This window comes from Peribacillus sp. GL_122, assembly GCF_057835005.1.
In genome coordinates this window covers 3,097,308-3,120,773 of record NZ_CM174415.1, presented here as the reverse complement: position 1 = coordinate 3,120,773, position 23,466 = coordinate 3,097,308, and the positions used below count along the sequence as shown (strand labels likewise).

Below are 23,466 nucleotides of genomic sequence, written 5' to 3'. Positions count from 1 at the left end.
CCGATTGTCTTCATAAACAAAGTTAGGAGAGAAGAATGAAAAGAGAAGATCCTTTATCCTTAATATTTCACTTCACAGATAAACAAGGTGACAGCCGGCCTCTTTATTTTACGAACCCGAAAAAAGTGTTCACCGCCCATTCAATTGGGGATGTCCTTCCCCAATTCCAAAAAGTCCAGGAAGCGATTCAACAGGGGCATTATGCAGCGGGATATGTTTCCTATGAAGCGGCACCTGCTTTTGAAAAATCTTTTAAAGTAAAAGATGGAGCCAAGATGCCGTTATTATGGTTCGGGATTTTTGATAAACCGGAAGAAGAATTACCTGAAAAAATGACAGGGGCTTTTAATTTAGCTGAATGGCAATCAGAAACGGATTCAAATACCTATCATTCCGGGTTTCAAAGAATAAAATCCGAAATCGAGAAAGGCAATACGTATCAAGTCAATTATACGATGCGTTTGCAATCCCAGTTCGAAGGAGATGACTTCGCTTTCTTTAATCGCTTGAAGAGAGCCCAACGCTCGAACTATAGTGCATATTTGAATGTGGGGACACATCGAATCCTATCGGCTTCACCCGAGTTGTTTTTCCGTTGGGAAGATGGTCAGCTGATTACTCGTCCAATGAAAGGAACGGTAAAACGGGGAACGACACTGAAAATGGATCAGCTCAATGCAGACTGGTTAGCAGCCTCGGAAAAGAATCAGGCTGAAAATTACATGATTGTGGACTTGCTCAGAAATGATTTGGGAGTGATTGCAGAACCTGGAAGCGTCAAGGTTCCACAGCTTAAGGCAATTGAAAAATATCCGACCGTTTGGCAAATGACATCCACGGTTACAGCCGATACGAATCCCGAAACAACAATCATTGATATATTCAAGGCACTTTTTCCATGTGGATCGATAACAGGTGCACCTAAAATAAAAACGATGGAGATCATCGCTGATATCGAGAATTCACCACGTGAAGTTTATTGCGGTGCAATCGGGTTTATCACCCCTGAATCCGAAGCCGTTTTTAATGTACCGATTCGTACAGTCGTGATCGATGAGGCAACAGGGAAAGCTGAGTATGGGGTAGGCGGGGGAATCACTTGGGATTCCGAGTTATTGGAAGAATATGACGAAGCTTTTTTAAAAGCCAAATTATTGACGGTGGAAAGGCCTGCTTACAAACTATTGGAATCGATGAAACTTAAGGATGGCGAATATTATTTGTTGAATGATCATATCGATCGGATGAAACAATCCGCTGATTACTTCAATTACCGATTCTCTGAATTGTATGTAAGAGATCGACTCCAAAAGTATGCGGAATTAAACCATGGGACGTTGCAAAAGGTAAGGGTACTACTTAATGAAAATGGTGAAATTGAAGTCTCCGGACAAGCAATCAAGCCCCTTGATTCAGAATTTACGGCCATCTTGGCTGAAACTCCAATATCAAGTGCAAATCCATTTCTATTTCATAAGACCACCAATCGTGATGTATATGAAGGCTTTCAAATGAATAATCCCGACTTCCAGGATGTTCTGCTTTGGAATGAAGAAGGATTCATCACCGAATTCACGAACGGAAATGTAGTGGTGAAGTTAAATGGTGACCTCTATACCCCTCCTGTGGACTCAGGTCTCCTTGCTGGAACATTTCGTCAAGACTTGATCAGGAAGAAGGAAATCAAAGAAAAACCCATTTCAAAGGATGACCTAAATAACGCTGAGGAAATTTGGTTTATTAATAGCGTGCGAGGGAAATTAAAAGTGAATTTAACTTTCTAAGCTGATTATTCGTAAAAAGTGAAAATTGAAATCTTTATTGCAGTTTATAGAATGCTTGCGAGTGATGAATACAAGGAGCTTTTTTAAAAAAATATTCGAATGCTGACGATTCAACCGGAAATTAGGAATGAGTATTGGAATACATTCGGCAGGAGTCTCGCAAATTTCTTCAACCTATTGTGGTTTCATCACAAATAAAAGTCTTGTATTAAAATCATGAAAGGGACCTCATTTTGTTCGACAAACTTAAAGAAGTTCACGAAAGTGAACTTCTTTTTTCTTTATAAACCCCATGAGAACAATAAAAGGTGAATGGCCTTTTCCAATTCGGATTCAGGGATCCCTGCAAAGCCCAATATGATTTTTGGAGGGTTTTCGTCAATTTTTTCAATAGAATATGTCGATAGTCCATAAATTTTAATATGATTTTCATTTGCCTTTTGAATAAGTGTCTCTTCATCCATGCCGTTCTTAACGATGAGGACGATATGCAATCCTGACCGTTCACCAATGATCTTTATTTGCTTATGTGGTTTAAACAGATCAATCACTTTATCCAATTTGCGACGGTAAACTTTCCTCATTCGATTCAAATGCTTTTCGAAATCCCCTTCCTTCATGAACTGTGTTAACACATGCTGATCAATCCGAGAAACGGTGGAATGGTAAAAAGATAATTCCTGTTGATGGATTTGTAACAATGGAGCGGGAAGAACCATATAACTGATCCGAATCGATGGCATCAATGATTTGGAAAACGACCCTAAATAAATCACCTTTTCACCAGCATCCATACTTTGTAAGGAAGGAATTGTTTTTCCACTATAACGAAATTCACTATCATAATCGTCTTCGATAATATAGCGGTTTGTTGCCCCTTGGGACCAGTTCAACAATCGCGTCCGTCTGTTAACGGATAGGATCGTCCCATTTGGGAAGTGATGTGAGGGAGTGACATACACGACGTCGATCTTTGAATCTTCAATTTGGTTAACCTTTACGCCTTCTTCATCAATTTGAAGGGGATGGACTTCATTTGGGTAGCTGCGTAAAATCCGGTGAATCAAGTGATACCCAGGATCTTCAACACCATAGATGGCATTTTTATCGAATAGAAGGACAAGCTGCTGCAATAAAATCTCCATTCCTGCACCAATGATGATCTGTTCGGGAACACATTGTACGCCACGTGCATGATACAAATAATGGGCAATTTCACATCGTAGTTCATATTCCCCTTGAGAATCCCCCAGTAAAAGAAGATCTTGATGTGATTCATCGATTTTGCTTTTCGTGTATTTTCTCCATTTTTCAAATGGGAAGTGTTCCGTGTCAATTTGGCTGGGATGAAAATGATACAGTAATTCCCCTTCTTTATGATTGTTTTTTTCCAAGGATACTTGGTTAGCTTGTGTATACTCTAAATCCTCGAATGTTTGAATATAGTACCCTTTTCTTGGGATGACTTCAACGTAACCTTCAGCAGTCAATTGTTCATATGCAGTCTCGACAGTATTTTGACTTATTTGAAGGAACTCTGCCAATTTCCGTTTGGAAGGTAACTTTGTACCGTAAAGAAGACGGCCATCAATGATTTCTTTTTTAATATGTGAATATAATTGTTCGTACAAAGGTATTTCACTTAACCGATTTAAATCACAAGAAAGCATATTCATTTTGTTTCCACCTTTTATAAAAAATTAATACTGACCCCATTAAATTTATTAAAACTGACACTTTCAATGCGGTCAACTATTTTTTATACTAAATCTAACAAATCTAAAAAATGCAAATATTAGGGGGAAGAGAAATGGAAAAATTATTAGGAACTGACACAGTAAAAAGAGGAATGGCACAAATGCAAAAGGGTGGCGTAATAATGGACGTCATTAACGCTGAACAAGCAAAAATCGCAGAAGCATCAGGTGCTGTCGCTGTCATGGCATTGGAAAGGGTTCCTTCCGACATCCGTGCGGCTGGCGGGGTAGCTAGAATGGCAGATCCGCGAATTGTCGAGGAAGTAATGAATGCAGTGTCCATCCCGGTCATGGCTAAAGCAAGGATTGGCCATATTGTTGAATCAAGGGTACTTGAATCCATGGGAGTCGATTATATCGATGAAAGTGAAGTGCTGACTCCTGCTGATGAAGAATACCATATTCTAAAAAGTGATTTCACCGTACCTTTCGTTTGTGGATGCCGTGATTTAGGCGAAGCTGCACGCCGTATTGGTGAAGGAGCATCAATGCTTCGTACAAAAGGAGAACCAGGTACTGGGAATATTGTGGAAGCTGTGCGTCATATGAGAAAGGTACAGTCACAAATTCGTAAAGTGAGCATCATGAGTGATGATGAATTAATGACAGAGGCAAAAAATATTGGGGCCCCTTATGAAATTTTAAGAGAAATCAAACGCACAGGTAAATTGCCTGTAGTTAACTTTGCAGCTGGCGGAATTGCCACTCCAGCAGATGCAGCACTGATGATGGAATTGGGAGCAGATGGCGTTTTCGTGGGTTCTGGTATTTTTAAATCTGAAAATCCAGAAAAATTCGCATCGGCAATCGTTCAAGCTACTACATATTTCACCAATTATGAATTGATTGGCCGCCTATCCAAAGAGTTGGGCAGTGCAATGAAAGGAATTGATATTTCCAAACTAGCTCCGGCAGAACGGATGCAGGAACGTGGATGGTAATATGATAACTATCGGTGTTTTGGGATTACAGGGAGCAGTTGAAGAACACTTGAACCAAATCAAAGCTGCCGGCGAACAAGCAATTATAGTAAAAAAACCGGAACAGTTGCTGGAAATCGATGGCTTGATCATTCCAGGCGGAGAAAGCACCACGATGAGGAAGCTAATGGATCGTTATGGATTTATGGAGCCGATCAAAACTTTCTTCGAAGGTAAAAAACCTATTTTCGGTACATGTGCAGGGATGGTATTGGCGGCCAATGAATTGACTGGCGATGAGAAGGCCTATCTTGGACTAATGGACATTTCCGTGAAACGGAACGGATTTGGACGTCAACGGGATAGTTTCGAGGCTGAACTATCAATCAAAGGAATGGAAGACCCTTATAAGGCTGTATTCATCCGGGCGCCATTTGCTGATGGAATTGGAGAAGGTGTAGAAATATTGGCTGTTTATGAAGAGAATGTAGTGGCTGCAAGACAAGACCATGTCCTTGTCAGTGCGTTTCATCCAGAATTAACAGGTGATGATCGTTTTCTGCAACTTTTCATTGAAATGGTGAAGACCTCCGTAAGTAAGGTCGAATTGAAAACCTGCTAAACAAATGAAGCTGTCCTATTAATAGGACAGCTTCAATTTTTGAATGCTCATAACACTATAAAAATACATATTGCTTGAATTCAATATTCTTTACTTTTATAATGAAAAAAATAAGTAATCACTTACTTAATTTTTAGTGGTGAGAGGTGAATGGAAATGACAGCAAGAGTTGCAGTTATTACAGGAGGAGCAAGCGGAATTGGCCGAGCAACATGCTTGAAATTCGCAGCAAAGGAGGATAAGGTCGTCGTTGCGGATTTTAATGAAGAAATGGGACAGGAAACTGTTAAACAGATAAAAGCGGATGGTGGAGAGGCCATTTTTGTTAAAACGGATGTATCTAAGCAGGAAGATGTTGAATCGTTAATCAATAAAGCAGTGCAAACATATGGAAGGATCGATATCATGTTTAATAATGCCGGCATTGGTGCAGGCGGTATGATCCTCGATCAGATATGGAGGGTTACTTCAAAACGATTGAAGTGAACCAGCACGGAGTTGCCTTTGGAATCATGGCAGCAGGACGGAAAATGAAGGAGCTAGATAACAAGGGAGTCATTATAAATACCGCTTCCGTGTTTGGCTACTTAGCTTCCCATGGGACTTTTGCCTATCAGGCAACTAAAGGCGCTGTAAGAATGATGACACAGACAGCAGCTTTGGAATTGGGTGCTTATGGCATACGCGTAGTGGGCATTGCGCCAGGCGGGGTTGACACTCCTATCATACAAGGCTATAAAGATATGGGAATCATCGATAAATTGAATGCAAGTCAAATGCGCGGTAAATTAATTAAGCCAGAAGCCATTGCAAATGCCGTCTATCTATTATCGTTAGAGGAAGCGGATGCAATCAATGGAAGTGTAGTCATGGTCGATGATGGCTATGCATCTTTTAAGTGATTTTCTGAAAGAGAAAACATCGTCCCAATCAGACGATGTTTTCTATTAATGATATATGGGAATATTGAATTCTAATAGATCAAAGGTAATATGTTGACCGATTGATACCATCGAGATATCATGGAAAATAGATTGGTGAAACCGGTCTTATCTTTATAAAAGAAGGTTGATATTTTTGAAAAAAGGGCAGCAAACCAAAGAACGAATCATAAATGTAGCCCGGACTCTTTTTGCCACTAAAGGTTTTGACATGACAAGAACGAATGAAATTGCCTCTGCTTGCAATGTTTCCGAAGCTACTATTTATAAATACTTTGACAGCAAAAAAGATTTGCTTTTGGCTACAATTACCCCTAATGAAAAAGAAGAATCCGAAGATGGGACTAGCCATCTATCTACGGATGAACTAGTTGAGAATCATGTTTGCACCATGATAAAAAAAATTCTTGAAAATAAAGAACAGTTTTCGATATTATTTAGGGAAACACAATTCGATCAAGATATTTCAAAGCAATATGTAGATCAGATTTTCAAGCCAAATGCCAAGCATATTGAAATACAGAAGAGAATAGATAGCGGAGAGATACAATATATCTCTGATATTATCCTATTTAATGTGGGGATCATTTCTTTTACATTGGCATTATCCACACATTATGAGATCCATCAACAAAAAAAGGAGCCATATTTTACTTCTGAACGAATTAAGAGCATTGCTCAACTTTTGGTATATGGTATTCATGGTAAACAAAATCATACATAATGAAACGGTCATATTGAAGGGCATGAGCATCAAGCCGCAAATATGACCGTTTTATTTTCATTCAGAGTCGATGAAGTCAACTAGTGAATTCATTAAACCCGAGTGTAAGATTTGACTTATATTTTTCAGACTATTACGATAAAATCATGCTGCACGAAATGCTTTACGAAGATTTTATCTTTAAAACATGTAACATAGGAGGGGTTTTAAATGAGCGATATCGTAATTTTATCAGGAAGTCCTGCTATACCATCAAGAACGGACATTTCACTAAAACATATTCAATCATTAGTCGAAAACGAAGGATTTACCACAGCTTATTTCTCAATTACGGATTTCTCAGCAGATGATTTATTTCAAGGGAAATATAATAGCGAAGATATCTTAAAGCTTTCAGAGAGAATTCAAGCAGCTAGAGGAATTATTATTGGTTCACCGGTTTATAAGGCTTCTTATACAGGTGTATTGAAAGCCTTGATTGATTTGCTGCCAGAAGGTGCTTTTAAGGGTAAGCCAGTTCTGCCAATCATGATTGGTGGAAGTAACAGGCATCTATTGGCGATTGACTATGCGCTTAAACCATTAATTTCAATATTAAAAGGCGAGCCGCTGCAGGGCATTTATTTTGTTGATAAGGAAATAGATAAACAGAATTCAGAAAAACCGATTAATGATTCGCATTTAATTGATCGCGTCCAGAGTCAAGTTCAAGAATTTGTAGAAGCGATACAGTTAAGAAATTAATGACTTCAAGTAATCCCCTCTTCAAAAGGACTGAAATTCGAGAATTTTTTTAAAGTAAGGATATACGACAATAATAGGCTTTTTATGAAAATAGACTTATTTTTTTGGAGACCTTATCTAAAAAGACAAGTCTATTTTCTTATTTATATGAACATAAAATCATAAATTGAATAGTGTGTATAAAAATAACAGTTCATCCATAATATTAAACCAAGTTATTTTATAAGAAAACTCCATTGACAAGGATTAAATATATGTTAATATTTAAAATAATAAAACTTATCCAGAGCGACGGAGGGAATTGGCCCTTTGAAGTCCAGCAACCTGCATGATGGATGCAAGGTGCTACCTCCAACAAAATGTTAATCATTTTGGAAGATAAGGTAAAGATATTTACCTTGGGATCTTTCCATCATGGAAAGATTTTTGTTTTTTTTGAGGCAAACCATAACAATGTAAGGTTGTATGGAATTATATAAATCTAAGAAATTTTTTTAATCAGCGTTGAAAATAAAATATTCGCGGATTTTCTTAAAGGAGGAACTGGTTTGGAAAAAGAGAATCAGCTTGAAGAAATATTTGAACGACTTCAAGAAATGCTTAATTCAATGAAATATGGATCCATTACACTTATTGTCCAGGATGGTAAAATCATTCAAATGGAAAGAAATGAAAAATTAAGAATTAAATAAGGTATCTGCTGACTAGAAAAACTAGAGGCGGGTTTAACTGATATAAAGAGAGTATTGGTTAGATTCGTCTCTTTTTCCTAGAATCAAATAAACTGGGGAAGTTTAAACGGGTATTGATCAACAGTTACTCTAACCTGATACAGCAAGTTTTTAGAGGGGGCTACAAAGTTGGCTGGATTAATAAACTATGAAAATTTCAATACAGGGGAATTCCCTGTATTTCCTGAAGACAGTGAAACAAAAGGTGCTTTGGAAGTTCTGCAATGGGCGAATGACCATTATGGAAGCAAACTGATTTATGCTTGCAGTTTTGGTATTGAAGGCATCGTGCTTACGGATTTATTGGCGAAGGTCAACCCTTCGGCAAAAATTGTTTTCCTTGATACAGATGTTCATTTTGAGGAGACTTACCAATTGATCGAGCAAGTGAAAAAGCGCTATCCAAAGCTTTTGATCGAAATGAAGAAACCGGCCTTGACGCTTGAGGAGCAAGCAGCGGAATATGGGGATGAATTATGGCTTAGTGATTCCAATAAGTGCTGTAACATCCGTAAAATCATACCGCTTACCGATGTGCTTTCAACGGCAACAGCCTGGCTTTCGGGACTGCGGAGGGAGCAATCCGAAACAAGGGCCTTAACCGAGTATATCAATAAGGATAATAAGTTCAAGTCAGTTAAAGTATGTCCACTCATACATTGGACATGGAAAGATGTTTGGCGCTACGCCCACAAAAACGGACTTCCATATAATATCCTGCATGATAATGGATATCCGAGCATTGGATGTAAAACGTGTACAGCACCTGCATTCAATGCAGATGATTTACGCTCAGGCCGTTGGCAAGGAGCCCAAAAAACGGAATGCGGATTGCATTTATCATAAATAAATAGAAACCATAGGGGGAATTTAGCATGACAATCAGTTTACCGCACGGAGGAACATTAATTGATCTTTGGGAACCAAAATATGATTTTAGTAAATTAACAAAATCAATCGAAATCGATGAAATTGCTTTGAGTGATCTTGAATTGATAGGCACTGGTGCCTACAGTCCGATTAAAGGATTCTTTACAAAAAGTGATTATGAGGCAGTGGTCAAGGATATGAGGCTTAGTAGCGGACATGTATGGAGCATCCCGATTACGCTGCCTTTGACCGAAGAAACTGCAGAAACCCTTACTATAGGTGAAGAAGTAAAGTTGACTCATGAAGGTGAAACATACGGGGTTCTCACCGTTTCCGATATTTACACTCCGGATAAGCAATTGGAAGCGACATTAGTATATCAAACGGATGATGAGAAGCATCCCGGAGTGAAAAATTTATATAACCGCGGTGATGTATATGTCGGCGGGGAAATAAAGTTGATTAAGAGAATAGAACGTCCGCTATTTCAAGCTAATTATCTGGACCCGGTCGAGACAAGGAAAGCTTTTGCTGAAAAAGGATGGGAAACGGTTGTTGGTTTCCAAACGAGGAACCCTGTTCACCGTGCACATGAATACATTCAAAAGACAGCATTGGAGATTGTCGACGGCTTATTCTTAAATCCTCTCGTAGGTGCCACTAAATCCGATGACATTCCGGCAGATGTAAGAATGGAAAGTTATAAAGTGCTGCTTGAAAAATATTATCCTAAGGATCGCGTCTCTCTTGCAGTTTTCCCTGCTGCCATGCGTTATGCAGGACCTAGAGAAGCCATTTTCCATGCGATGGTCCGTAAAAATTATGGTTGCACCCATTTTATCGTCGGACGTGATCATGCGGGTGTGGGCGATTATTATGGCACATATGATGCTCAAAAAATCTTTGGGAATTTTAACGCCGATGAGTTAGGGATCACGTTATTATTCTTTGAACATAGTTTTTACTGTAAAGCATGTGGCAATATGGCTTCCGCTAAAACTTGTCCGCACGGGAAGGAAGACCATGTCATCCTGTCTGGAACGAAGGTTAGGGAAATGTTGCGTAATGGAGAAATTCCTCCAGCTACCTTTAGCCGTAAAGAGGTCATCGAGGTGTTGATCGAAGGTCTAAAAAAGAATGAAGTTTTTAACTGATTGGACATAAATTGAAGGATCACATGAAGAGGGGGATTATTATATGAGTAAAAGTACGAATGTCACTTGGCATGAAACGTCATTGACCAAGGAGCTCCGCCGGAAGCAAAACGGGCATGAAAGCACAGTTCTATGGTTTACAGGGCTCTCGGGATCCGGAAAATCAACGATTGCTAACGCGGTCGCTAAAGAGTTATATAATCGGAATATTCGAAGTTATGTTTTGGATGGTGATAATATCCGCCACGGTTTAAACAAAGATTTAGGTTTTTCTGAAGAGGATCGAACCGAGAATATTAGGCGAATCGGTGAGGTTTCTAAGTTATTCGTGGATAGTGGGCAGTTCGTATTGACCGCCTTCATATCCCCATTCAGGGCAGATCGGCAGATTGTACGTGATTTACTCGAAGAAGGGGAGTTTATTGAAGTATACATAAAGTGTCCGATCGAAGAGTGCGAAGTGCGTGATCCAAAAGGTCTTTATGACAAGGCGCGTAAAGGAATCATTAAAGATTTTACCGGAATCGACTCTCCTTACGAAGAACCAGAACAACCGGAAATCATTTTAGAATCCGACCAATATAGCATTGAAGAGTGCGTTGAACAGGTAATCGGCTATTTGACAGCAAAGAAAGCGATCTAATCAAGGAGGAAATGTAATGGTTTACGAGAAATTTTGGTCGGAAAATCCACTAATCGCTAAAAATAAAACGGAAATCTGGAAATTGGAAAAAGACGGATTGAAGATATTCGCTGATATTCCACATTACGCTGCAAATGGTTTTGATTCCATCCCTAAAGAGAATTGGGATATGTTCAAGTGGGCAGGTCTATACCTGCAACGGCCAAAAGAAGCTGGTTACTGGATGATGCGTGTCGTTATTCCCGGAGGTATCCTGTCTTATGATCAACAGATAACTCTAGCTAACATCGCTAAAGATTATGGGAGGGATGTATATGATATTACAACCCGTCAAGCCATTCAATTCCACTGGTTGACCATCGAACAAGTCCCGGATATCTTAAACCGTTTGGAAAAGGTTGGACTGACTACGGCCGGTGCATGTGGTGATATCACACGTAATATCATCGGTAATGCATTGGCAGGCATCGATCCTGACGAACTTTTTGATACACGCGAAGTACTTTATGATGTATTTGAGTATTTCCGCCTTAACGAAGACTATTCGAACCTTCCTAGGAAATATAAAATGTCCATTAGTGCTAATATCCATAATGCTTCAAATGCTGAAATCAACTGTGTTTCATTCAATCCAGCCACTAAAGTAATTGATGGAGTAACGGAAGTTGGTTTTCACGTGAAAGTAGGCGGTGGGCTATCCTCCGTTCCGATGCTGGCAGAAGAACTTGACTTATTCATTTTACCTGAAAAAACAGTCGAAGTAGCGGCCGCCATCACGACGATATTCCGTGACTTTGGGTACCGTGAAAAACGTCATCGCTCGCGTTTGAAATTCCTTGTCGCTGATTGGGGTCCTGAACAATTCAAGGAAAAATTGCTGGAGTACACCGGTCCGCTTCCTGAAAAGGGTGAAAGTGCGGTGAAGGGATGGAATGCAGGCTATTTCTACGGCATCCATAAACAAAAGCAAGATGGTCTGAATTATGTTGGAGTCAATATACCAGTTGGTCGTCTAAATCCAGACGAAGTGATTGAGTTTGCCGAACTTGCGAAGAGATATGGAAATGGTGAAATCCGAAACTGTAATTCTCAAAATCTAATCATTCCAAATGTGCCGGATGCAAAACTTGAGGAATTAAAACAGGAATCCATCTTTGAAAGATTTCCATATCAACCAAAAAAATTCATTGGTTATTCCGTTTCTTGTACAGGCATCGAGTATTGTAACCTGGCACTCGTTGAAACAAAAAAACGAATGAGGACCATATCTGAATCATTGGACAAGGAAATAGATCTCGATGTACCTGTAAGGATGCATATGGTCGGTTGTCCGAATAATTGCGGTCAAAGAGCCATCGCTGAAATAGGGCTTCAAGGCATAAAAATGAAAAACCAGGACAAAAAGATGGTCGAAGCTTTTGAGATATACGTCGGAGGAACGCTGAATGAAGGCGGTAAGTTCAATGAAAAACTTAAAGGAAAAGTGGAAGCTGAACAGCTCTATCATGTTCTGAAAGAACTGATCCTATTTTTCAAAGAAACAAAACTTCTATCAGAAACCTTTCTTGATTTTGTGGAAAGGGTAGGGATATCGCAGTTACAAAGTAAGCTTGATGATATATTAACGGAAGTGGCCGTTTAATAGGGGAAGGTAAGCAATCCATGAATCTATACCGTTTCGAAGTCACTATCAAGGAAAAACCAATCCATGTCATCATTGTTGCCGATTCGGATGAAAAGGCGTTTGAACTTGTTGATATCGAGCTGGAAAAACATTTTTTGAAAATGCCTGAAGTGGATGACATCTCATTATATGAAAAAAAGAAAATTAAAAATGGAGCAGGTTTCGTTTTATCGGAATTCGAAACGATTCTCTAAGGGAAGGCAGGTTGCATAAATGGGGAAAGTATATCTAGTAGGAGCCGGTCCCGGAGATCCAGATTTAATTACATTAAAAGGATTAAAATGCATTCAAGAAGCTGATGTCATTTTATATGATCGACTTGTCAATAAAGAACTTTTGAATCATGCAAAAGACGGTGTAGAGCTGATTAATTGCGGTAAACTGCCGGATTATCATTTATTGCAGCAGGATACCATCAATCGGTTCCTGGTCAAATATGCAAAAAAGGGAAAAATAGTCACCCGTTTGAAAGGCGGCGATCCATTCGTCTTTGGGAGAGGCGGGGAGGAAGCGGAAGCCCTTGCCAAAAGTGGCGTGAGCTTTGAAATCGTTCCAGGAATTACGGCTGGTATCGCCGCTACAGCTTATGCGGGAATTCCAGTTACACATAGGGACCATGCTTCATCTTTTGCAATTATTACCGGTCATCGGAAAAAGGATGAAGAGGACAATATCAAGTGGGAATCCCTTGCAAAAGGAATCGATACATTAGCCATTTACATGGGTGTTAAAAACCTGCCATATATTCAAGGAAAACTTTTGGAGCATGGAAAAAGTCCAGAGACTCCTGTAGCCCTTATTCATTGGGGGACATTAAAAACGCAAAAAACAGCTGTCAGTACTTTGGCTAATGTAGTGGAAACGGCCAATAACGAACAGATTTCGAATCCTTGTATGATAGTCGTGGGCGATGTCGTTAATTTACGAGAAAAAATCAAATGGTTTGAAGGAAAACAAACCGAAAATTTGTTGGCGAATGAGGCATTTTAATGGAAGCCATTTTATATATTTGCCATGGCAGCCGTGTTAAAGAAGCTTCAGCCCAAGCCATTGATTTTATTAAAGTTTGTATGCAAGCACAGCCAAGTTCCATTCAGGAGTATTGCTTCTTGGAATTGGAAACTCCTACGATTGAAGAGGCGTACGAACGATGCGTAAAAAAAGGTGCGACAAGAATCATTGCCATTCCAGTTCTATTGCTAACAGCTGTACATGCAAAACATGATATTCCAGTCATATTGAACAAAATGAAAGAACGGTACCCAGCCGTTGACTTGAAATACGGAAGGCCAATTGGTGTCAGTGATAAAATGGTTGACATTTTAGTGGAACGGTTGGAGGAAACAAATGTAAGGGTTACGGAGGATTCCTTAGTTTTATTGGTTGGAAGGGGCAGCAGTGATCCCGACGTGAAAAGGGATTTGTCTCGATTGGCCGATTTGCTAAGGAACAGGTTTCCAAAAATCCGTGTGCAAGAGTGTTATTTGACAGCTGCTACACCAAGCTTTGGAGAAGCATTGGAATTCGCAGAGGAATCTCGACCAAACTTAGTATTTATCATTCCTTACCTATTGTTTACCGGTCTCTTAATGCAGTCCATCGAAAATGGAATAAAAAAGATTCAAAAAAAGGGTAAGCAGAATTTCATACTTTGCCGATATCTAGGTTATCACCCAAAGATTGAACAAGCCATATCGGAACGAATTCATGAAGTGAGTGGGGAGGGAGCTTATGTATCCAATTACGCTTAATATTGAGAACAGAAAGTGTATCATCATCGGCGGTGGTAAAATAGGTTACTTTAAAGCGGGCCCATTATTGGAAGCTGGTGCTGAAGTGACCGTCGTAAGCCCCGAGATTTGCACAGGTTTTCAACTGTTGGAGAAAGAAGGTAAGATTCAAGTTTTACTTAAAGAAGTGGAAGAAACTGACTATAAAGATGCGTTTTTAATCATCGTTGCAACAAATTCGACTGAAGTTAATGAACGAGTGTACGAGAATGCATCCAAAAGTCAGTTGGTGAACGTAATCAGTAATCATGAGCTGGGTAATTTTCATATACCGGCGACATTGAATAGAGGCATGCTTTCCATAAGTGTTTCTACCAATGGAGCAAGCCCAACACTCGCAAAAAAAATTCGGAATGATCTAGGTAAAGTATATGATGAATCATATGAAGAATATCTTGAATTCCTTTTTGAAGCAAGGATGATTATAAAAAATGGTTCATTTTCAAAAGAGGAAAAATCTAAGTTACTGAAAGATTCAATAGAGGATATTTATAAATATTCCCTGAAAGAAAGATATCGTTTTTTAGCTAGGCTTTTACCAGTAGAAACCGAAGAAAATATATCATTGGGCTGATCAGAAAAACTGAAGGCACCTAACCAACATGTCATTTCATTTTGGTTAGGTGCCTCTTTGTGTCTTAATGGAAATCTAAATGATTTTTAAAGGCAAACGGTTCCATCGGGTGATGTTATATAGGTTCTATTTTAATGAAAAAAGGGGAATGTCATGAAAAAGTTAATCGTTTTGGCCTTTATCGGGTTTTTAGCCCAATTAATCGATGGTTCGCTTGGAATGGGGTATGGAGTGAGTTCCACGTCCTTATTGCTGACATTCGGGATCGCCCCTGCAGTAGCATCAGCATCCGTTCATTTATCGGAAGTAGTGACCACAGCAGTATCCGGAGCTTCACATATAAAGTTTGGGAACGTGGATAAAAATATGGTCTATCGCTTGATCATTCCAGGTTCAGTTGGTGCATTTGTAGGTGCATGTTTCCTGAGCAACCTGCCAGCCGAATTAGCTAAACCGTATATTGCCATATTTTTATTTGGCCTAGGTGTATACGTTTTATTCCGCTTTTTATTTATTTTTAAACCGTCGAAGGAAAATGAAATCGTAAAGCCATTGACCGCAAAACAATCCATTCCGTTAGGCCTTTTTGCAGGCTTTTGTGATGCAACAGGCGGAGGCGGTTGGGGACCGATTGCAACGCCCGTTTTATTGTCAAAAAAAGGAATGACGGCGAGAAAAGCCGTAGGGACTGTAGATACGAGTGAATTTGCCATTGCTATCTTCGGAAGTCTTGGTTTTATCATTTCGCTCGGATGGGAAGCTGTCAATTGGCTTTGGGTCGTAGCGTTGATAATTGGTGGAGTGGTTGCCGCACCAATTGCAGCCTGGCTCGTCAGGATGCTTCCTGCTCAATTAATGGGTGTTTTAGTGGGTGGTTTCATTATCTTAATCAATGTAAGAACATTATTAGCTACATGGATTCCGGTTGAAGCCCATATATATATCTATACAGGCATCGTGATTATATGGCTTTCTGGAATTCTTCTTACCATCAATAAGATGTCCAATACGAGAAAACATGATCATATCGAACAACGGCAGAATGTTTCCTGATTCCCGAGCTTGAAAGAAGCGAATATACACAAAAGCATATTCAGAAACGTAACTTAAAAACTCGTAGGTACATAAATACCTACGAGTAAAGTCATTTGCCAAATTGGATTCCCACTTTAAAGTTGTTGCTGTTTTAATAAAGGTTCTTGATCCTATTTAATAGTTTCATTTATTTTCTGGCCCCATTTTTTTAACTGTCTTTATCATCGTGAGATTTAAGCCCCCAGTCTATTCTCCTAACAAAGAATCAATAGTATCCCCTTTAATAAAGTCAGCCATCGTAAGAGATTTGAATAATTTTAGAACAGCAGCAGAACCATTAATTTATGGCCTGCTTTAAGTTCAAATGATTGAACTTACTTTCATATAATAAGCGGTATTATATTTTTTTTACTATCGAATTTAAATCCCTGTCTGTTTGAACAACGGCATTTGGTTGATGGAGGCTTATTCACCGTCCAAAATATCAGTGATTTCCACAAGAAATAACGGGTCTTTCGCATGCCATTGCTTCCAAAGTAACCCTCCCCGTAGCACTTTCACTTTCTCTAGATTCCCCAGTGAAATGAATGAACTCTTTCTTACATGAAAATTGGATGCTAACAGCTACATGCTTTAATGTCCATTAGCTGGCTGCCGTTTCCGACGGTGATTACATGAAGATTGAGATATCTTTTAATTTTGAATCCCTGCAAGCTTTGATTAAAGGCATGCAGGTTTTTGCTTTATGCCGAGTTGTCCTGGTAAGTATAGATTTTGGCATTCAGAGGATATTCATTTTTCTTAATAATTCCAGTGAGGGGGAATGGAGAGAGATCGGTTATCAATCCATTGCATTTAAGAAATATTCTTTGATATTTTTGTATATGTTTTTTTACCGGTTCAATAACTGCAACCGCGGCATTTGTAAACTGTAAAAAACCTTTTATAAATAATTTCTGGAAGTGTGTCCCGGAAGTTATGAACGGCATTTTTTAGGAGCAATAGGTTTTTTAATATTCAAGTTGTCATGTTTTCACCCATATTATTTAGCTATCATCGTTCATTCTTTTCAAAACGTTTTAAGTTTTTGAATAAAAGTTGTGAAAATGACGGAAAAGGTAGTTAAATATATTTCAGTTTTGTACAATGATTAAATAGCAAATTTTAAAAGGAGTTTTAATATGGAAGGCATCTCTGATCATTTAAAAGAAGATTTGGATATTTTGTTCGTAGGTTTCAATCCAAGCATTCGTTCAGGCGAGACTGGCCATCATTATGCGAATCCAAACAATCGCTTTTGGAAAATCCTCTTCGAGTCCGGGTTGACACCAAGGAAATATGAACCAACTGAAGACTCGTCTTTATTGGATTTAGGTTATGGTTTTACCAATATCGTTTCCAGGCCTACAAAGGGTGCGGACGAAATCACTAAAGAAGAGTACATAAAAGGAAGGAAGCAATTAAAAAGGAAAATAGAAAAGTATAAACCTAAACTCGTCTGTTTTGTAGGCAAGGGTGTCTATCAGGAATATCGTCAATTACGAAAAATCTCTTGGGGTCTGCAAGAAGAGCCTTCATTGAATGAGACCATTGAATTCGTTGCCCCTTCTTCCAGCGGTTTAGTTAGAATGCCGATAGAAGAGATCATCGAAATATATAGTGAGTTGCCAATTCTGCTTGGCAAGTTGAAAAGCAATTGAAGGAACTAATTAAAACAAGGGTGGAATTATATGAGTCAGGATAGTGCTGAATGGAAAAGCGATGGATTTTCCGAGGTCAATGATGGGGAAGGCTTTTGGCAAGGAGTAAGAGATTGCATTCCGACATTATTGGGATACCTTAGTATCGGTTTTGCTGCAGGGGTCGTCGAAAAAACGTCAGGATTAAGTATGATTGAAGTGGCACTTATGTCGCTTTTACTCTATGCAGGGTCTGGTCAATTCATAGCTGCGGGGATGATAGCTGCAAGTCATCCAGTATCGGCCATAATTTTCACGATTTTTTTTGTTAACAGTCGTCATCTATTACTTAGTGCTGCATTGGCTCCATATTTCAGGCAGCAAAGTTTGAAACAAAACCTGATAACCGGAGCTTTATTAACTGATGAAACGTTTGGAGTGGCCGTCACAACGGCACAGAAGAGGAAACAACTTGATTTTCAATGGATGTTAGGCCTGAATCTTGCAGCCTATTTAAATTGGTTCATTGCAAATATGGCCGGCGGTTTCTTTGGCCAATGGATTCCAAATCCCGAAAAATATGGGATGGACTTCGCCCTGCCAGCGATGTTTATCGGCCTTTTAGTTTTGCAAATATTAAGTAAAAAGGACTTTTTTATTGATCTTGCAGTCGCTTTTAGCAGCATATTAATCGTTGTTGCAGTAAGTTTCTTCTTTCCTGGCAGTACTGGCGTCATAGTGGCAACTGTTGTTGCTTCAACGATAGGGATGGTGATTGGCAGGTGGAAATAAGCGGATATATCCTTGCTGTCATTGTAGGGATTTCGATTGTAACTTTCATACCTAGAGTCGTTCCTTTGATACTGCTTAGTAAAATGGAGATTCCAAAGTGGGGCATCGATTGGCTAAAGCATGTCCCAGTGGCTGTAATGGCGGCGTTATTGGCTCAAGAACTTCTATTATCGGAACAGGTCTTTTCAATTAAGGATAATGCGTTGAATTTGGTCGCAGCTTTACCAGCTTTCCTGGTTGCCATTTTTACGAGAAGTCTATTGGGTACGGTTATGATTGGCGTGCTTTCCTTGATGATATTACGATTTTTCTTTTAATAAATACTAAACATTTAAATGATAGGCCGATATAACCAGTAATGGATTGCCATTACTGGGTTTTTATTTTCCAAAGAACATATGTCATGACCGGTAGCTTTTTGAGTTGGTTTCGGTTAGGCAAATGACGCTTTTTAATGAACATTGGAAGCTTGATTATCAAAAAGGGCAGTGATTACATAAACTAAGGTGAATGTACTTCTGAAAAATTGTGTTGGTTAGCTGAATTGAAAGCGCTTCTAATTGAAAATGAAACAACAAACGTTTAGAAAATGAGAGTCTGTCAACAATGGGAATAAGCAAATTATTATGGAGGTGCTTAATTAATGAATGTAAATGGTGCACTAGAGGTTCTTGATCGCATGCGGCTTCCTAATGGCGCATATACTGCAAGCGTTTCCGATGATTATAATTTTGTCTGGATAAGGGATGTCGTTTATACAGTATTGCCTTTTTTAAATGATCCATCCAATCGTTACGAGAAAGCATATCATGCTTTATTCGACTTATTTCAATCCTATGAGTGGAAGATAGATATTCATACGGAACAGAAACCCCAGTTTCTATTTGAACATATCCATGCAAGGTATTCCACTGAGCTTAAAGAACTGCCCGATGAGTGGGGCCATGCCCAAAATGATGCGATAGGTGCCTTTTTATGGGGTGTTGGTGAAGGATATAGGCAGGGTAAAAAGGTGATGAGAAATCAACGTGATTTACAAATTGTTCAAAAGTTGGTCAATTACTTGGAATGCCTGCAATATTGGCAGTCGGAAGATAACGGGATGTGGGAAGAAAATATAGAAATCCACGCTTCAAGCATAGGTGCATGTGTTGCTGGTTTGAATTCAGTCAAAATGCTGGTCAACGTCAAGGAAGAACTGATTAAAAAGGGAGAAGAAACTCTACGTTTCTTGCTTCCAAGGGAAAGTTATTCAAAAGAGACGGATTTAGCACTTTTATCCTTAATTTATCCGTATCGGCTGGTAGACCGTGAAATAGCACTTAAAATATTGAAAAATGTCACAGAGCGCCTTGAAAGAACAAATGGTTGTATAAGATATGAAAAGGACCTTTATTATAATGACGGTCAAGAAGCGGAATGGTGTTTCGGGCTTCCGTGGTTGGGCTTATGCTACCTTGAACTTGGAATGATGAACAAAGTTAAGGAATATATAGATAAAACGAAAATGATCATACCGGAAAACTGGGAAGTACCCGAATTATATATAGGAGGCAGTAATATTCCAAACAAGAATACTCCTTTGGCATGGTCAGTCTCATTATCCTATTTATTTTTGACGAAGACTTCCGTGAATCGAACTGAACAAATAACATGAAGCATTCATACATGATACCTTAAAGCTCTTTCCAAAAAATAGGGGGAGCTTTTATTGGTATAATGTTTTTTTTTACAAAAAATGTCTATTTTCTTTAAAAAAATGTTTTAATTTACAAAAAAACGGCTATTTATAACAATAACTTCACCTCCATTTGAAGGATTAATATCATTTTCATCGAATATATATAATAACTGGGGAAGGATGGGTAAAATACTATCGAGTTAATACTGATGGAGGGGTTTTATTGAGTACAATTATTGACCAGCTGCAAGAGATTTATCCAAGCGAATTTGATTTGTATTTGTTTCATGAAGGCACCCTTTATGAAAGCTATAAAATGCTTGGGGCACACATTGTAACATCATTAGGTAAAGAAGGAGTACGCTTCGCCGTTTGGGCCCCCCATGCCAAGCAAGTTTCAGTAGTCGGTAATTTTAATAATTGGGACGGAAAAGATCATGCGATGAAACGGATCGAGCGATCAGGTATCTGGGTGTTGTTCGTACCAGGACTACAAGAAGGGGAACTATATAAATACGAAATACATACACCTGGAAATAAACGAATCCTAAAAGCCGATCCATATGCTTTTTATTCGGAAGTCAGACCAAATACAGCCTCGGTCATTAAAAGGCTGGATAATTTTGAATGGCAAGATTCGAAGTGGATAGCCGATAGGAAAAAGGAAAATATTTATCATAAACCCATGTCCATTTATGAAGTGCACCCAGGAACATGGAAACAGAAAGAAGATGGCGAATTTTATTCGTACCGTGAATTGGCTGATAGATTGATTGATTATGTGATTGATAATAGTTTTACACATATTGAAATCATGGCCATAATGGAACACCCATTTGATAAATCGTGGGGATACCAGGTCACGGGCTATTATTCTGTAACCAGTCGTTACGGCTTACCGGAAGATTTTAAATATTTAATAAACCTTTGCCACCAAAAGGGCATTGGTGTAATTCTTGACTGGGTTCCCGCCCATTTTTGTAAAGACACGCATGGACTTTCCCGTTTCGATGGTACGCCTCTCTATGAACCAATTGATCATACTAGAGCAGATCGCCCGTTATGGGGGACATACAACTTTGATTTTACCAAACCGGAAGTAATCAGTTTCCTTATATCAAATGTAATGTTTTGGATGGATGTATACCATATTGATGGGATCCGTGTCGATGCGGTATCGTCAATGGTTTACTTAAATCATGATAATCCATTGCCGGTCAAGCTGAAAAACCAGTTTGGCGGAGAGGAAAACCTGGAAGCCATACAATTTTTGCAAAAACTTAACGAAGTGGTTTTCAAGAAATATCCCAATGCATTAATGATGGCTGAAGAAGCAACAGACCGGCCACTTATAACTTCTCCTACCGATATAGGCGGCCTAGGCTTTAATTACAAATGGAATATGGGATGGACTAACGATATCCTTCGTTATATGAAACTTGAAACGGGGGAAAGGCCAAATCATCATAGTCTCTTAACTTTTTCATTTTTCTATGCTTTTTCAGAAAATTTCGTCTTGCCCTTTTCACATGATGAAGTGGTTCATGGCAAGAAGTCTTTATTGAATAAGATGCCAGGCGACTATTGGCAGAAATTCGCTAATTTACGGTTACTCTTTGGGTATTTCATGACACATCCAGGAAAGAAGCTTCTATTTATGGGCGGTGAATTTGGCCAGTTCATAGAATGGAAAGATGAGGAACAATTGGATTGGCTTCTTTTGGAATATGAATCCCACGAAAATCTGGCCTATTACTTCCGTACCCTTCAGGATTTTTATAGGCAATCATCCGCACTTTGGAGACTGGATCATGTCCAGGAGGGATTTGAGTGGATAGATCCGAACAATAGTAAACAGAGTATCATTACCTTTATGAGAAAAGGCAAACGCAAAGGCGATTATTGCATTGTTGTCTGTAATTTTTCTGCGCAGGCTCATGCTCAATATCAAATAGGCGTACCATCTCAGGGTAAATATATAGAGGTTTTCAGCAGTGATTCAGCAGCTTTCGGAGGATCTGGTCAGATCAATGAAGAACCCATTAATGTCAAAAAGGAACCATACCATAATCAACCATTCAGCATGGAAATAACAGTACCTCCATTAGGCATTTCTATTTTTATGAAGCAAACAAAAAAAAGACGGGGGAGAGTGAACGAATAATGGGAGCGAAAAAATGGATAGCAATGTTATTGGCAGGAGGCCAGGGTTCAAGGTTAGGTGAATTGACAATCGGTTTGGCAAAACCAGCTGTTCCCTTTGGCGGTAAATATAGAATCATCGATTTTCCATTAAGTAACTGCACTCATTCTGGTATTGATACGGTTGGGGTACTGACCCAATACCAGCCATTGATTCTAAATGATTATGTTGGTAATGGCAAAGCTTGGGACCTTGATCTGGATGTTGGCGGAGTTTCCGTACTTCCCCCTTATCAAGGGAAAGAAGGCGGTGAATGGTATAAAGGGACGGCAAACGCTGTTTATCAAAATATCCAATATATTGATAACTATGATCCGGAACATGTACTGATTCTCTCCGGTGACCATATTTATAAGATGGATTACAGTAAGATGCTGGATTATCACATCGAAAAAAATGCAGAGGCAACCATAGCTGTCATTCAAGTGCCGTGGCAGGAAGCAAGTCGTTTCGGGATCATGAATACCAATGATGATGATAAAATCACTCAATTCGATGAAAAACCAAAGTATCCAAAGAGTAATCTCGCTTCAATGGGAGTTTACCTTTTCAAGTGGAAAACCCTAAGAAAGTATTTAATAAATGATGAAAAGGATGAAAATTCTTCCAATGATTTCGGCAGCAACATCATTCCAAAGATGCTTGAAGACCGAAAAAAGCTATATGCCTATCGTTTTAATGATTATTGGAAAGATGTCGGAACGGTCGAAAGCCTTTGGCAGGCACATATGGACTTATTGGAAGATACGCCAAATTTCCAGTTGGATGATCAGCAATGGAAAATTTTTGCCCGCAATGCAAATCATCCGCCGCAATATATATCACCGGATGCCGAGGTCAGTCAGTCGCTTATCAATGAAGGGTGCATGATACATGGGAAAATTGTACATTCGGTTTTATCCTATAATGTTCAGGTTGGCTATGGGTCAACCATAAAAGATTCAGTCATCATGCCTAATGTCACGATTGGTGAAAACGTTCATATAGAAAGAAGCATCATAGCCAGCAATTGTGTTATAGAAGATGGTGCCATAGTTGGCAATTCAGCGATTACATCCGATATTACCTTAATTGGTGAAAATCAGACCATTATCAATCCAAACAAAAAAAAGATCACTCACTCTTAACTAGAAAAAGG

At 39.1% G+C, this 23,466-nt stretch carries 22 protein-coding genes, 1 pseudogene and 1 riboswitch; of the genes and pseudogenes, 22 read left to right on the top strand and 1 reads right to left on the bottom strand.

Going from position 1 to position 23,466, the window contains the following annotated elements; translation table 11 throughout:
- Positions 1-35: 35 nt before the first annotated feature.
- A complete protein-coding gene (pabB, locus tag AC3ISB_RS15005) occupies positions 36-1,784 on the top strand; it encodes an aminodeoxychorismate synthase component I (RefSeq protein ID WP_489273645.1) in 1,749 nt (582 codons plus the stop codon).
- A gap of 281 nt (positions 1,785-2,065) precedes the next feature.
- Here the strand turns inward: pabB and pdxR are convergent, their stop codons facing one another.
- Positions 2,066-3,460 (bottom strand): MocR-like pyridoxine biosynthesis transcription factor PdxR, encoded by a 1,395-nt coding sequence (pdxR, locus tag AC3ISB_RS15000; protein ID WP_489273644.1) that lies wholly within the window; start codon positions 3,458-3,460, stop codon positions 2,066-2,068.
- A 134-nt stretch (positions 3,461-3,594) separates the two neighbouring features.
- On the opposite strand from pdxR, the gene pdxS reads away from it, so the two are divergent.
- From pdxS to AC3ISB_RS14895, 21 genes and pseudogenes are all read left to right on the top strand, one after another.
- Entirely contained in the window at positions 3,595-4,482 is an 888-nt protein-coding gene (gene pdxS, locus AC3ISB_RS14995; RefSeq protein ID WP_098369544.1) for a pyridoxal 5'-phosphate synthase lyase subunit PdxS, read from the top strand.
- A 1-nt stretch (position 4,483) separates the two neighbouring features.
- Positions 4,484-5,083 (top strand): pyridoxal 5'-phosphate synthase glutaminase subunit PdxT, encoded by a 600-nt coding sequence (gene pdxT, locus AC3ISB_RS14990; RefSeq protein ID WP_141994430.1) that lies wholly within the window; start codon positions 4,484-4,486, stop codon positions 5,081-5,083.
- Between the two features lie 156 nt (positions 5,084-5,239).
- Positions 5,240-5,985: pseudogene (locus AC3ISB_RS14985) on the top strand (SDR family NAD(P)-dependent oxidoreductase).
- A gap of 175 nt (positions 5,986-6,160) precedes the next feature.
- Positions 6,161-6,748, top strand: a complete 588-nt coding sequence (locus tag AC3ISB_RS14980; RefSeq protein ID WP_141994428.1) for a TetR family transcriptional regulator — start codon at positions 6,161-6,163, stop codon at positions 6,746-6,748.
- 210 nt (positions 6,749-6,958) lie between these two features.
- The gene (gene ssuE, locus AC3ISB_RS14975; RefSeq protein WP_141994427.1) at positions 6,959-7,492 is read left to right on the top strand and encodes an NADPH-dependent FMN reductase; all 534 of its coding nucleotides are present in this window, start codon (positions 6,959-6,961) and stop codon (positions 7,490-7,492) included.
- 276 nt (positions 7,493-7,768) lie between these two features.
- Positions 7,769-7,877: riboswitch (SAM riboswitch) on the top strand.
- Positions 7,878-8,040: 163 nt separating this feature from the next.
- Positions 8,041-8,184 carry a YezD family protein gene (locus AC3ISB_RS14970; RefSeq protein ID WP_141994426.1) on the top strand — a complete coding sequence of 48 codons (144 nt, stop codon included), beginning with the start codon at positions 8,041-8,043 and terminating at the stop codon, positions 8,182-8,184.
- 180 nt (positions 8,185-8,364) lie between these two features.
- Complete coding sequence (locus tag AC3ISB_RS14965; protein ID WP_377412323.1) at positions 8,365-9,069, top strand: phosphoadenylyl-sulfate reductase; 705 nt, start codon at positions 8,365-8,367, stop codon at positions 9,067-9,069.
- 29 nt (positions 9,070-9,098) lie between these two features.
- Complete coding sequence (gene sat, locus AC3ISB_RS14960) at positions 9,099-10,247, top strand: sulfate adenylyltransferase (protein ID WP_141994425.1); 1,149 nt, start codon at positions 9,099-9,101, stop codon at positions 10,245-10,247.
- 43 nt (positions 10,248-10,290) lie between these two features.
- Positions 10,291-10,890 carry an adenylyl-sulfate kinase gene (cysC, locus tag AC3ISB_RS14955; RefSeq protein WP_061463380.1) on the top strand — a complete coding sequence of 200 codons (600 nt, stop codon included), beginning with the start codon at positions 10,291-10,293 and terminating at the stop codon, positions 10,888-10,890.
- 16 nt (positions 10,891-10,906) lie between these two features.
- Entirely contained in the window at positions 10,907-12,532 is a 1,626-nt protein-coding gene (locus tag AC3ISB_RS14950; RefSeq protein ID WP_489273643.1) for a nitrite/sulfite reductase, read from the top strand.
- Between the two features lie 20 nt (positions 12,533-12,552).
- A complete protein-coding gene (locus AC3ISB_RS14945; RefSeq protein ID WP_076369513.1) occupies positions 12,553-12,768 on the top strand; it encodes a DUF3906 family protein in 216 nt (71 codons plus the stop codon).
- A gap of 19 nt (positions 12,769-12,787) precedes the next feature.
- Entirely contained in the window at positions 12,788-13,564 is a 777-nt protein-coding gene (cobA, locus tag AC3ISB_RS14940; protein WP_141994423.1) for a uroporphyrinogen-III C-methyltransferase, read from the top strand.
- Positions 13,564-14,325: a sirohydrochlorin chelatase gene (locus AC3ISB_RS14935; protein WP_489273642.1), complete on the top strand. Its 762-nt coding sequence runs from the start codon at positions 13,564-13,566 to the stop codon at positions 14,323-14,325. Before cobA ends, AC3ISB_RS14935 begins: the two co-directional genes overlap by 1 nt.
- Entirely contained in the window at positions 14,306-14,938 is a 633-nt protein-coding gene (locus AC3ISB_RS14930; protein ID WP_098369553.1) for an NAD(P)-binding protein, read from the top strand. Before AC3ISB_RS14935 ends, AC3ISB_RS14930 begins: the two co-directional genes overlap by 20 nt.
- A 153-nt stretch (positions 14,939-15,091) precedes the next feature.
- Positions 15,092-15,991, top strand: a complete 900-nt coding sequence (locus AC3ISB_RS14925) for a sulfite exporter TauE/SafE family protein (RefSeq protein ID WP_489273641.1) — start codon at positions 15,092-15,094, stop codon at positions 15,989-15,991.
- Positions 15,992-17,154: 1,163 nt separating this feature from the next.
- A complete protein-coding gene (locus tag AC3ISB_RS14920) occupies positions 17,155-17,673 on the top strand; it encodes a mismatch-specific DNA-glycosylase (RefSeq protein ID WP_098369556.1) in 519 nt (172 codons plus the stop codon).
- 30 nt (positions 17,674-17,703) lie between these two features.
- Positions 17,704-18,444, top strand: coding sequence for an AzlC family ABC transporter permease (locus AC3ISB_RS14915; protein WP_141994419.1), 741 nt, complete (start codon positions 17,704-17,706; stop codon positions 18,442-18,444).
- The gene (locus AC3ISB_RS14910; protein ID WP_141994418.1) at positions 18,435-18,761 is read left to right on the top strand and encodes an AzlD domain-containing protein; all 327 of its coding nucleotides are present in this window, start codon (positions 18,435-18,437) and stop codon (positions 18,759-18,761) included. Before AC3ISB_RS14915 ends, AC3ISB_RS14910 begins: the two co-directional genes overlap by 10 nt.
- Positions 18,762-19,087: 326 nt before the next feature.
- Positions 19,088-20,101 carry a glycoside hydrolase family 15 protein gene (locus AC3ISB_RS14905; RefSeq protein WP_098369559.1) on the top strand — a complete coding sequence of 338 codons (1,014 nt, stop codon included), beginning with the start codon at positions 19,088-19,090 and terminating at the stop codon, positions 20,099-20,101.
- Positions 20,102-20,348: 247 nt separating this feature from the next.
- A complete protein-coding gene (gene glgB / locus AC3ISB_RS14900; protein ID WP_489273640.1) occupies positions 20,349-22,289 on the top strand; it encodes a 1,4-alpha-glucan branching protein GlgB in 1,941 nt (646 codons plus the stop codon).
- Positions 22,289-23,455 carry a glucose-1-phosphate adenylyltransferase gene (locus tag AC3ISB_RS14895; protein ID WP_489273639.1) on the top strand — a complete coding sequence of 389 codons (1,167 nt, stop codon included), beginning with the start codon at positions 22,289-22,291 and terminating at the stop codon, positions 23,453-23,455. Before glgB ends, AC3ISB_RS14895 begins: the two co-directional genes overlap by 1 nt.
- The last annotated feature ends 11 nt before the right edge of the window (positions 23,456-23,466 follow it).

What these genes read in the sequence shown, in the direction of transcription:
- AC3ISB_RS14930 (WP_098369553.1), top strand. Translation starts at nt 14,306, where the DNA reads ATGTATCCAATTACGCTTAATATTGAGAACAGAAAGTGTATCATCATC.
- cysC (WP_061463380.1), top strand. Translation starts at nt 10,291, where the DNA reads ATGAGTAAAAGTACGAATGTCACTTGGCATGAAACGTCATTGACCAAG.
- pdxT (WP_141994430.1), top strand. Translation starts at nt 4,484, where the DNA reads ATGATAACTATCGGTGTTTTGGGATTACAGGGAGCAGTTGAAGAACAC.
- pdxS (WP_098369544.1), top strand. Translation starts at nt 3,595, where the DNA reads ATGGAAAAATTATTAGGAACTGACACAGTAAAAAGAGGAATGGCACAA.
- pabB (WP_489273645.1), top strand. Translation starts at nt 36, where the DNA reads ATGAAAAGAGAAGATCCTTTATCCTTAATATTTCACTTCACAGATAAA.
- AC3ISB_RS14920 (WP_098369556.1), top strand. Translation starts at nt 17,155, where the DNA reads ATGGAAGGCATCTCTGATCATTTAAAAGAAGATTTGGATATTTTGTTC.
- AC3ISB_RS14935 (WP_489273642.1), top strand. Translation starts at nt 13,564, where the DNA reads ATGGAAGCCATTTTATATATTTGCCATGGCAGCCGTGTTAAAGAAGCT.
- AC3ISB_RS14895 (WP_489273639.1), top strand. Translation starts at nt 22,289, where the DNA reads ATGGGAGCGAAAAAATGGATAGCAATGTTATTGGCAGGAGGCCAGGGT.
- AC3ISB_RS14905 (WP_098369559.1), top strand. Translation starts at nt 19,088, where the DNA reads ATGAATGTAAATGGTGCACTAGAGGTTCTTGATCGCATGCGGCTTCCT.
- AC3ISB_RS14945 (WP_076369513.1), top strand. Translation starts at nt 12,553, where the DNA reads ATGAATCTATACCGTTTCGAAGTCACTATCAAGGAAAAACCAATCCAT.
- AC3ISB_RS14925 (WP_489273641.1), top strand. Translation starts at nt 15,092, where the DNA reads ATGAAAAAGTTAATCGTTTTGGCCTTTATCGGGTTTTTAGCCCAATTA.
- pdxR (WP_489273644.1), bottom strand. Translation starts at nt 3,460, where the DNA reads ATGAATATGCTTTCTTGTGATTTAAATCGGTTAAGTGAAATACCTTTG.
- cobA (WP_141994423.1), top strand. Translation starts at nt 12,788, where the DNA reads ATGGGGAAAGTATATCTAGTAGGAGCCGGTCCCGGAGATCCAGATTTA.
- ssuE (WP_141994427.1), top strand. Translation starts at nt 6,959, where the DNA reads ATGAGCGATATCGTAATTTTATCAGGAAGTCCTGCTATACCATCAAGA.
- AC3ISB_RS14915 (WP_141994419.1), top strand. Translation starts at nt 17,704, where the DNA reads ATGAGTCAGGATAGTGCTGAATGGAAAAGCGATGGATTTTCCGAGGTC.
- sat (WP_141994425.1), top strand. Translation starts at nt 9,099, where the DNA reads ATGACAATCAGTTTACCGCACGGAGGAACATTAATTGATCTTTGGGAA.
- AC3ISB_RS14950 (WP_489273643.1), top strand. Translation starts at nt 10,907, where the DNA reads ATGGTTTACGAGAAATTTTGGTCGGAAAATCCACTAATCGCTAAAAAT.